The following is a 9,976-nucleotide window of genomic DNA, read 5'->3' on the forward strand; positions in this document are numbered from 1 at the left end:
GTGCTCGCGGCGTTGATGGCCTTCGGCGCGGGGGCGATGGCGGCGGCGGTGTCCACCGAACTGTTCGCGCCCGCGTTCGACGCCGAAGGCGCGTTGATCGCGGCGACGGCGCTGATGCTCGGTGCGGCGGTGTATGTCGTGGCCGACCACCTGATCGAGAACAGGCTCGGCCCCGCGGCGCTGGGATGGGCGCTCATGCTGGGGGCACTGCTCGACGGAATTCCGGAGAACACCGCACTGGGCGTGTCGCTGTCCGGCGCGGGCGGGCTGGTCCTGCTCGTCGCCATCGCCGTGGGCAACGTTCCGGAAGCGGTGGCGGGCGCGGCCTCGATGCGAACCCAGCACCGGATGGCGGTCGGCAGGGCGATGGGGGTGTGGCTGCTCGCCGCGCTGGTCCTGACCGTCGTCGTCGTGACGGCCTACCTGCTCGAGGACGTGATCGACGACCGGGGGATCGCGTTGATCCAGGCGTTCGCGGGTGGGGCGACCATCGCGGTGATGGCGGATTCGTTGATGCCCGAGGCGTACCGGGAGGGTGGTTGGTGGGTCGGGCTGTCGACCGCGCTGGGCTTCGTGGTCGCGTTCTCCCTCGGCGGTTGAACGCGACAACCGACCGCTCGAGGGGAGCCGAGTGGCACGCCGACCGGCTACGAGGGGTGCGGTGCGGTGGTCGAGAGGTGTCGGCGCGCGCGAGGTCTGGTGTTGACCAGGGACAGGTCACCGTCGTAGTGCGCCAGGACCCGGTGGTCCATGACCGCTCGCCACAGCGGCGGCACCGCGGCGAGCAGGACCATGGTGGCGTAGCCCGCGGGTAGTTGCGGCGCCTGTTCGCAACTGCGCAGTGTCTGATAGCGACGTCCGGGGTGGGCGTGGTGGTCGCTGTGGCGTTGCAGATGGAACAGGAAGACGTTGGTGACCAGTCGGTCGCTGTTCCAACTGTCGCGCGGGGAGCATCGCTGGAACCGGCCGCTCGGGCGGCGCGCCCGCAGCAGACCGTAGTGTTCTATGTAGTTGACCGTTTCGAGCAAGGCGATGCCGATCACGGCTTGGAGCAGCAGGAACGGCACCACACCGCCGCCGAAGATCGCGGTCAGCGCCCCGAACAACGCCGCGCTCATGGCCCATCCCTGCAGGATGTGGTTGGCGGGGGAGAGCGCGCGCTTGCCCTTGCGGGACAGGCGATCGCGTTCCAGTGCGAGCGCCGAACGCAGACCGCCCAGGATGCTGCGCGGCAGGAATCCCCACAGTGATTCGCCGAATCGCGCGCTGGCCGGGTCGGCGGGTGTGGCGACCCGGGCGTGATGGCCGCGATTGTGTTCGACGTAGAAATGTCCGTAGCACGATTGCGCCAGCGCGATTCTGGCCAGCCACCGTTCGAGATGTTCGGTGCGGTGGCCCAGTTCGTGGGCGGCGTTGATGCCGATGCCCGAGACGACGCCCAGCGTCAGGGTCAGGCCGAGTTCGTCGAGCAGATCGAGGGCGTCGTCGGTCCACAGATGAGCGGCGACGAACAGCCCCAGGAATTGCAGCGGAAGAAAGGCGAACGTGCACCATCGGTAATAGCGGTCGCGGGCGAGCGCCCGATAATCGTCGGGGCGTGGATTGCTGCCGTCCTCGCCCACGGCGAGGTCGAGCACCGGGATCACGACGAAGACGATGATCGGCCCGATCCACCAGAAGACCTGTAGTCCGGTGTACTGCACCAGTGGTGCGGGCAGGATCGCGCATCCGGGCGCGATCAGACCGAGCAGCCACAGGTATCGCTTCGGATCGCGTGCTTCGGAGTTCTCGAAGACCATGACAGCCGTTTCCTGACATCGACCGATGCCCGGTCGTTTCCTCGGGAATTCATTTCTCCGGTCCGGTTGACCGGTCGGCGCGACGGGATACCCCCGCTGGCGTCTCGACGCTCTCAACAGGTGTATCAGGACGGGGAGATCAGGCGGACATGTCGAATCCGGTCTCGGGACTTCGAGGAGCGATATTCCGCCTGCGGCAGGGTACGGGCTGTGCGGTTGAACTGTCAACGCGGCCCCGTCGCGCCCGTTTCGGGCGTATTCGGCGAGCCGGGAATGCGATTCACCGTCGGGCCGTCCTCCGCTCGGGTTCGACGGGTGGCCGACGGCGCGGCGTTGATAGGCTGTGCGACCGACGGTGACCGGCCGGGTGGCGTGTGGTGTGGTCGGATACCCAGAGAGGGGTTGCGATCGTGGCCGATGTGTCGGGGGAACCCGCGGATTCCGGTCCGGCCTTTCCGGCGGAACTGCTCGCCGCCGCCCCGGACAGCGGTCTCACCGCGTTGATGGCGTCCACGGACTGGGCCGCGACGAGTATGGGCGGCGTCGACACGTGGTGCGCGGAGTTGCGCGTGGCGGTGGGCATCTGTCTGAATTCGCCGTTCCCGATGTTGCTCATGTGGGGTCCGGATCTGGCGATGATCTACAACGACGCCTTCGTCCCGATCCTGGGCGCCAAACATCCGGCCCTGGGGCAGCCGTGCGCGCGGGTGTGGGCGGACGCGTGGCCGGTCGTGGGGTCGATGATCGAGACGGTCATGGATCGCGGGGAATCGAGCTACCACGAGGATCTGCCGTTGGTGATCCATCGGCACGGCTTCGACGAGACGGTCTACTTCACTTTCGCCTACAGCGCGATTCCACGCGCCGATCGCAGTGTCGGCGGGGTGTTCACGGTGGTCACCGAAACCACCGCGCAGGTATTGGGCACGCGGCGGTTGCGGGCGTTGCAGGAACTGGGCGAGGCCCGCGCGGCACGGACGGTCGATGTGGAGCACGCCTGTCTGGCGGCGATCGAGGTCCTGCGACGGTATCGCGAGGATGTGACGCTCGCGGCCGTGTATCTGGTGGACGAGGCCGTGGGCGGGGCCCGTGCCGTCGCGGCGTTCGGGACGGACTCGGAGACGTTCGCACCGTCGGTGGAGTGGATTCGGCAGGTCGCCGTCGACGGCGCGGTTCGGGTGGTTCCCGGTGCGGACGACGTCGTCGTGCTGCCGCTCACGGTCTCCGCGGACGACCAGCCCGGCGGAGTCCTGCTGCTCGGCGTCAGTCCGAACCTGAGGCTCGACGAGGCTTATCGCGGCTTCCTCGACCTGGTGGCCGATCATCTCGGCTCCGCCATCGCCGACGCGCACACCCAGGGCGCGCAGGTCCGTCGTACCGAGGAGTTGGCCGAACTCGACCGCGCGAAGACCGCGTTCTTCACCAGCGTCAGCCATGAACTGCGCACGCCGCTGACCCTGATCGCGGGTCCCGCCCACGACGCGCTCCTCGACCGGGGCGCGCCGCTGGCGCCGGTGCAGCGCGAGCGCGTCGAGATCATCCGCCGCAACGCGGGGCGACTGCGTCGGATGGTCGACACGCTGCTCGATTTCAGCCGGATCGAGCAGGGGGCGGTCACGTTCGAGCCGGTGCCCGTGGATGTGGGCGCGTTGACGCGCGGACTCGCGGAATCCTTCGCTCCCGCCGTGCGCCGCGCCGGACTGGACTTCTCGATCGACGCCGCGGCGGACATGCCCGCGGTGCTGCTCGATCCGGGGCATTGGGAACGGATCGTGCTGAACCTGTTGTCCAACGCCGTCAAGTTCACCTTGTCCGGTGAGATCGCCGTCGGGGTCCGCGTCGGGGATGGCGAGGTCGAACTGTGGGTGCGCGACACCGGCGTCGGCATCGACGCCGCGGACCTGCCCCACGTCTTCGAACGGTTCCGGCAGGTCCGCGGGGCCGGTGGCCGATCCCACGAGGGGTCGGGCATCGGATTGGCGCTGGTGCGGGAACTGGCCGAGTCGCACGGCGGGCGGGCCGAGGTGGTCAGTCGCGTGGGTCACGGCTCGACGTTCACGGTGCGTCTGCCCGCGCGGCACGCGCGGGCTTCGGCGGTGCGGACCCCGTCGCACAGCGTGGTGGACGACTACGTCGCCGAGGCGATGCAATGGAGCCCCGACGACGCGGCGACCGCGGATTCCGGTGCGGGCGCGGATGTGGTGCTGATCGCCGAGGACAACGCCGACCTGCGCGGCTACCTGTCGATGCTGCTGCGCCCCGATTACCGCGTGGTGCTCGCCGCGGACGGTCACGCGGCACTGCGTCAGGCGCGCTCGGCGCGCCCTGATCTCGTCCTCGCCGACGTGATGATGCCCGGCCTGGACGGTGTGGAGTTGGTGCGGGCGCTGCGCGCGGACCCGCGCACGGCCGGGACTCCGGTGATCCTGCTGTCGGCCCGCGCGGGAGAAGACGCCGCGGGCGAAGGTCTTGCGGCGGGCGCCGACGACTATCTGAGCAAGCCATTCTCCTCGACCGATCTGTTGGCTCGGGTGCGGTCCAATCTCGACCAGGCGCGTCTGCGCAATCACGAATCCGCGTGGCGCACGGCGTTGGTGAACGCGATGCAGGACGGCTTCTTCATCGCCGACGCCGATCGGTCGGTCATCGAGGTCAACGACGGATTCACCCGGTTGCTCGGCTATGCGGCGCCGCAGGGTCCGTGGCCGGTTCCGCACCCGTGGTGGCCCACCGCCGACCAGGACCCCGACGGTCACCGCGCGGTGGCCGCCGCGCTGGCCGCGGTCGAGCGGGACGGTCGGGGGCGGTTCGTGCTTCCCCTGTATCACCGTCTGGGGCATCGACTGTGGGTCGAGGTGTCGTTGGATTCGCTGCGTGACGAGCGCAGCGGTGCGGCGTTGCTGGTGGGCACGCTGCGCGATGTCACCGACCAGCATCTCGCGGCCGCCCGCGACGCGGCCGTCGCGCGTCTGTCCGGCCTGCTGGCCGGAATCGACGCCAGCGCGCACGTACTGCGGATCGGTTCGGCCGAAGTGCGCGACTTCTGGCAGGCCGAGCGGGTGACGCTGCTGAGTTTCGGTCCATCGCGCACGGTGACGGTCACCGCGGGCCCGGACCGGGGTCCGAGCACCGCGCCGGTCGGAATGCCCGAGGTCCTCGCCTTCGTGCGCGCGGGGCACCTGTGCGTCCGGTCCGAGAACGGGGAGATCTCGGGTCTGGTCGATACCACCGCCTTGGTGACTGGAGTGGGTGCGCCCCTCTACGACGGCGGCGACCCGGGGCTGCTGTGGCTCGAGTTCGCTGATCCGCGGCCTTTCACCGACTCCGATCGCACCCTGATCACGCGTCTGGTCGGCCATCTGCAACGGGCGCTGACCCGGGCCAGGGCCAACGACGAACAACGCACGATCGCCCTGGCCCTGCAGCGCGCGCTGTTGGGACCCGACGACCTGCCCGACGGTTTCGCGGCCCGCTACGAGCCCGCGGTCTCCACCATGGAGATCGGCGGCGACTGGTACGACGTCATCGAACTCCCCGGCGGGCGCTTCGGCGTCGTCGTCGGTGACGTCGTGGGTCACGGATTGCCCGCCGCGACGGCGATGGGGCAACTGCGCAGCGCGACCCGAGCCCTGCTGTTGGAGAACAACGACCCCGCGCTGGTGCTGACCGCGTTGGACCGCTTCGCCGAACACCTGCCCGGCGCGTATTGCGCGAGCGTGTTCTGCGCGACGATCGATCCCGCCGCGGGCACCGTCCGCTACAGCAGCGCGGGACATCTACCGGCGCTGATGGCCACTTCGCGAGGGGAAATCCGTCGCCTCGACCGCGCGCTCGGATTGCCGTTGGCGGTGCGGGTGGGCCGTGACCGTCCCGAGGCGACGATCGCCCTCCCCGACGGAGCCACCTTGCTGCTCTACACCGACGGGCTGATCGAGCGCCGCGGCGAGGATCTCGAGCCCGCCCTCGACCGCACCGCCGAGGCGCTCGCCGATGCGGTGACACTGTCGGCCCGCGACGCCGTCGACCACCTGTGCCGCCGGTTGGTCATCGAGGAGCACGACGACGACATCGCCCTGCTCACCTATCGTCGGCCGGACGGTCACGCCGACGGATCGGCCAGCGCGCCTTCGACGGTGTCGAACAGGTCGAGGATCTGATCCAGGGCCGCGAGCCGGATGGTGCGCAGCGGGCCGCCCACCGCGACCACACGCAGCGAACCCTCCGCCACCAGGTCGGAGGTCTCGGCCAACAGGCTCAGTCCGGCCGACCCGAAGAACCGGACCTGTGACAGATCCACCACGAGCAGCGCGGGATCGGATCGGATCGCCTGCGCGATGCGCGCTCCGAGTACCGGGGCCGAGGACATGTCGACCTCGCCGCCCACCGCCACGATCACCGCGGACCCGCGCGGCTCGATCTCGACGGTCAGGATCGGAGACTGTGCCTCGCTCACCGCCGAGCCTCCACGCGCACCCTGTCGTTTCCGCTGCGGTGCGCTCGCTCGACCGTCGCTCTGCCGCGCGGCACATTCGTTGGCATGGGCGGCCTCTCCGCTGGGTCGTCGGACTCTCCCGCGCTCTGCTGGACCGGAGAACTCCGAAATCCTATACCGTGCGGAACCCGCCCGGACCACCCGTCGAGGAGCGGACCGATCCCGCCGGCGGTCGCGCGACCGGAGCTTTCGGTCGCCGATCGAGTAGTTTGGCAGAATCGTCGAACACGGAGAACGCGAGTCCACGCGCGCCGGACCCCTCCCCGGTGGGGCCGGGCGAGGGTTTCCCTCCGGCGAGGCGGGTATCTCCGGCTGGGGGAATAGGGTCGGCGGATCCTGCGAGGAAGGAACTACATGCTGAATCCGGGGCGTCGGCCACGTACTTCTACCGGCACGAGCGGATGCCGTCGCTCTCGCGATGCACGCTGACCGGCCCGCGCCCGCGGAACTCGAGCAACCGCTGGAGTTGAGTTTTCCGCCGGACCCGGACCAACTCGCGTGGACCCGCCGCGCCTTGCAGGAATGGCTGGTCGACCGGGTGACCGATCCCGCCGTCGTGACCGATATCGTCCTCGCGGTCAGCGAAGCGTGCGCCAACGCCGTCGAACACGGCCTGCGCGACAACAAGGACGGGACGGTGCGCCTTCGAGCGAGCCGCTCCGACAATCAGATCCACGTAGTCGTCGCCGACAACGGCCGATGGAAGAACCCGTCCGCGCAGCCCGATCCCTATCGAGGCCGCGGTCTCGCGCTGATGCGCGCGCTCATGACCGAAGTCGAGGTGCGCGCCGAACCCGACGGCACCGTGGTGTCGCTGCGCGCCCGCATCGACTGAATCGGACGCGTCGGCCACGGGGTCGGTGCTGTCCCGGATACCACTCCCGCGAACCACCTCGCTGATGCGCAACCGATGGTTGCGTATATGTCGAGCAAGGGCTACCGTAATGCGCAACCAATGGTTGCAGGAGGTAGTGGTGACAGAACCGGCCCGACTCGACCTCGGCAGCATCGAACGCGAGATCTTCATCGATGCCACGCCCGAGATCGTCTACGAAGTCGTCAGCGATCCGAAGCACGTCCGGGAGTGGTGGCCGGAGGAGGCCGACTACCCGGTGGAGGTCGGCGCGTCCGGCGAGATCAGATTCCGCGACAGCGCCGGTGTCGAGAAAGTGGTCGCGCTGACCGTCGTCGAAGCGCTGCCGCCGCGCACGTTCTCGTTCCGCTGGGCCTACACGCCCGACGAGACGGCGCCGATCGGCAGGTCGCTGCTGGTCACCTTCGAACTCGTGCCGTCCGGTACGGGCACCCTGGTGAAATTCGTGGAAACCGGCTTCCGGCAGATGGGCTGGTCCCCGGCACGACACGAGGAGACCTACCGCGATCACGTCAGCGGCTGGGACTACTTCCTGCCGCGACTGGTCGCCTACGCGGGCGGTAGCGGCTCGTGACCACGCTGTCGGAAGCGGTCGACGACGAACTGTGGTCCGCCGTGGGCGATCCGATCCGGCGACGCCTGCTCGACCTGCTGCTCGGCCACGGGAGCGCGACGTCCACGACGCTGAGCGAACAGGTGCCGGTCACCCGGCAGGCCGTGGCCAAACATCTCGCCGTCCTGGACCGCGCCGGCCTGGTGCACAGCGCGGCCGAGGGGCGCGAACGCCGATACCGGATCGACGAACCTCGATTCGCCCACGCGGTCGCCCAACTCACCACCGTCGGCAACGCCTGGGACGCCCGCCTGTCGCGGATCAAGCGACTCGCCGAATCGATCCAGCACGAGCGGCGGCAATGACTGTCCCGCCCGCCACCTCAGGTACGAACAGGAGAAGAAATGGTTGACATTCTGCACCGGATAGCCGTCGAGAACACCTCGCCCCAGCAGGTGTACGACGCCCTCACCACGATCGACGGCCTCGCCGGTTGGTGGACCCGGGACACCACCGGTGACGCCGCCCTGGACGGCGTCATCGAGTTCCGTTTCCCGCCCGGCGGTTTCGACATGCGGGTCCGCGCGACCACACCCGGCGAACACGTCGGCTGGGAGGTGATCGACGGACCGCCGGAATGGATCGGCACCACCATCGACTGGACACTGCGCCGCGACGACGACTGGACCGTCGTCCTGTTCACCCACGAAGGCTGGGCCGAACCGGTCGAGTTCATGCACCATTGCAGCACCAAATGGGCCACCTACCTGATGAGCCTGAAAGGCATGCTCGAAACCGGTAGGGGCGCACCGTCACCCGACGACGTCCGGGTCGCCTACCCGGACTGAATCCGACCGGCGCCTCCGTCGCCCTGTTCTCCGGGCCTGGCGACGGATGCCGTGGGGCTACCTCCCGAGAGCGCGCCTCACGGCTCCGGTTGCCAGATGGCGGCGGCCCAGATCACCACCGCGCTCATGGCGATCAGGAGAATCGCCCAGAGCGAGTAGTAGGGCAGGGACAGGAAATTGGCGATGATCACGACGGCGGCGACCGCGATGGCGGCGTAGCGGGCCCAGGTTCGGCCCGACATCAGGCCCAGTGCGCAGAGGATGCCGATCACGCCAAGGACCAGGTGAATCCAACCCCACGTGGGGGTGTCGAAGGCGTAGACGTAGTCGATGTCGGCGACGTAGAGGTCGTCGCCCGCGATGGCCACGATGCCTTGCAGGACGGCGACCACGCCGACGACGAACAACAACGCCGCGGCGACCAGGGAGACGCCGTAGGCGAGGTCTTGGCGGCCGTCGGGTTCGGCCGCCCGCTGTTGCGGAGAACCGGAGGGATACCTCATGGTCGACCTCCTCGTGTCACGAATTCGGGTGGGAGGGGAATCCGCATGACGGCCCGCGCGGGTGACCGGGACATCAGCGGATCTTTTCGCTCGGACGATATCCATCGTGGCGGATACGCCTTAAGCAGCACTTCCACGGGAATTTCGGTCACGTTCCGCCCGTGAGAACGGCTCTGGCCACGCGCGCGAGCGCCGCCGCGATCTCGTCCGGGCTCAGGCCGCGTTCGGTGCGCTGGTAGACGTAGACCTCCGAGGCCAGCGGCGCCAGTAGCGCGTCCACCATCGCCGCATCCGTGTTGCCCGCCTCGGTGAGCAGGGCCCGGACGTGTGCCCACCAGAAGCCGTACGCGCCGGACTCGAAGCGGCGCGCGCCGGTCTCCGCGCCGAGGACCAGGGGAGTGTGGGCTTCCAGCAGTTCGACCATCGCCGCGTAGAACGCCGCGAGCCGCTCCGATGGCGGCGCGCCGGGGCCCAGTGGCGGTTCGCCGCGCAGCAGTCGCTCCTGGAGCGCGCGCTCGTGTTCGTCGAGCAGCGCGACCGCGATCGACACCGTGTCCGGGTAGCGGCGATAGAGCGTGCCGCGACCGACGCCCGCCGCCTTGGCGATGTCGTCCATGGTGACCGACCGCGGGTCGCGTTCGGCGAACAGGCGTGCCGCGGCGGTCAGCACTTTGGCGCGGTTGCGTGCGGCGTCCGCGCGCTCACGGGGGGCCTCCCCGGCGGGTAGGCCCGTGAGCAGGTCGGTTCCCGGATCCATACCGAGACTCTAACCGATGTCCGAGCAGAAGTGGACATCGTGTCCGTATGTTCCCTACTGTCGACGACACCAACCGGACGCACGTCGCGTGGAATCGCACCACTCGAAGCGGGCCGCGGACCGAATCCCTCCGACTCAAGGGCGCAGTGC

The 9,976-nt window shown here is 69.2% G+C and carries 10 protein-coding genes; 6 read left to right on the forward strand and 4 right to left on the reverse strand.

The window, feature by feature from the left end; translation table 11 throughout:
* The coding region (locus tag ON30_RS28485; RefSeq protein ID WP_040712236.1) for a ZIP family metal transporter at window positions 1-600 on the forward strand (600 nt) is incomplete at its 5' end.
* A gap of 47 nt (window positions 601-647) precedes the next feature.
* Here the strand turns inward: ON30_RS28485 and ON30_RS28490 are convergent.
* Window positions 648-1,799 (reverse strand): alkane 1-monooxygenase, encoded by a 1,152-nt coding sequence (locus ON30_RS28490; protein ID WP_051030088.1) that lies wholly within the window; start codon window positions 1,797-1,799, stop codon window positions 648-650.
* A 410-nt stretch (window positions 1,800-2,209) separates the two neighbouring features.
* On the opposite strand from ON30_RS28490, the gene ON30_RS28495 reads away from it, so the two are divergent.
* On the forward strand, window positions 2,210-5,956 hold the full coding sequence (locus tag ON30_RS28495) for a SpoIIE family protein phosphatase (RefSeq protein ID WP_051030089.1): 3,747 nt from the start codon (window positions 2,210-2,212) through the stop codon (window positions 5,954-5,956).
* Here the strand turns inward: ON30_RS28495 and ON30_RS28500 are convergent.
* Window positions 5,899-6,252, reverse strand: coding sequence for an STAS domain-containing protein (locus ON30_RS28500; RefSeq protein ID WP_040712241.1), 354 nt, complete (start codon window positions 6,250-6,252; stop codon window positions 5,899-5,901). The two genes, ON30_RS28495 and ON30_RS28500, sit on opposite strands and share 58 nt — an antisense overlap.
* Before the next feature lie 457 nt (window positions 6,253-6,709).
* Between ON30_RS28500 and ON30_RS28505 the strand changes: the two genes are divergently transcribed.
* From ON30_RS28505 to ON30_RS28520, 4 genes are all read left to right on the forward strand, one after another.
* On the forward strand, window positions 6,710-7,126 hold the full coding sequence (locus ON30_RS28505) for an ATP-binding protein (RefSeq protein ID WP_040712242.1): 417 nt from the start codon (window positions 6,710-6,712) through the stop codon (window positions 7,124-7,126).
* A gap of 139 nt (window positions 7,127-7,265) precedes the next feature.
* Entirely contained in the window at window positions 7,266-7,739 is a 474-nt protein-coding gene (locus tag ON30_RS28510) for an SRPBCC domain-containing protein (RefSeq protein WP_040712252.1), read from the forward strand.
* A 5-nt stretch (window positions 7,740-7,744) separates the two neighbouring features.
* A complete protein-coding gene (locus ON30_RS28515) occupies window positions 7,745-8,083 on the forward strand; it encodes an ArsR/SmtB family transcription factor (RefSeq protein WP_040712253.1) in 339 nt (112 codons plus the stop codon).
* 39 nt (window positions 8,084-8,122) lie between these two features.
* Window positions 8,123-8,566, forward strand: a complete 444-nt coding sequence (locus tag ON30_RS28520) for an SRPBCC family protein (protein WP_040712244.1) — start codon at window positions 8,123-8,125, stop codon at window positions 8,564-8,566.
* 77 nt (window positions 8,567-8,643) lie between these two features.
* Here ON30_RS28520 and ON30_RS28525 read toward each other — a convergent pair whose 3' ends face one another.
* Window positions 8,644-9,069: a DUF7144 family membrane protein gene (locus ON30_RS28525; RefSeq protein ID WP_040712246.1), complete on the reverse strand. Its 426-nt coding sequence runs from the start codon at window positions 9,067-9,069 to the stop codon at window positions 8,644-8,646.
* 148 nt (window positions 9,070-9,217) lie between these two features.
* Window positions 9,218-9,826 carry a TetR/AcrR family transcriptional regulator gene (locus ON30_RS28530; protein ID WP_051030091.1) on the reverse strand — a complete coding sequence of 203 codons (609 nt, stop codon included), beginning with the start codon at window positions 9,824-9,826 and terminating at the stop codon, window positions 9,218-9,220.
* Between the last annotated feature and the right edge of the window lie 150 nt (window positions 9,827-9,976).

It is taken from the genome of Nocardia takedensis NBRC 100417 (assembly GCF_000308695.1).
In the GTDB taxonomy this organism is placed as follows: domain Bacteria; phylum Actinomycetota; class Actinomycetes; order Mycobacteriales; family Mycobacteriaceae; genus Nocardia; species Nocardia takedensis.

Bases quoted from the DNA above. Each gene is read 5' to 3' on its own strand.
- ON30_RS28490 (WP_051030088.1), bottom strand. From the start codon at position 1,799: ATGGTCTTCGAGAACTCCGAAGCACGCGATCCGAAGCGATACCTGTGG.
- ON30_RS28505 (WP_040712242.1), top strand. From the start codon at position 6,710: ATGCACGCTGACCGGCCCGCGCCCGCGGAACTCGAGCAACCGCTGGAG.
- ON30_RS28520 (WP_040712244.1), top strand. From the start codon at position 8,123: ATGGTTGACATTCTGCACCGGATAGCCGTCGAGAACACCTCGCCCCAG.
- ON30_RS28525 (WP_040712246.1), bottom strand. From the start codon at position 9,069: ATGAGGTATCCCTCCGGTTCTCCGCAACAGCGGGCGGCCGAACCCGAC.
- ON30_RS28530 (WP_051030091.1), bottom strand. From the start codon at position 9,826: ATGGATCCGGGAACCGACCTGCTCACGGGCCTACCCGCCGGGGAGGCC.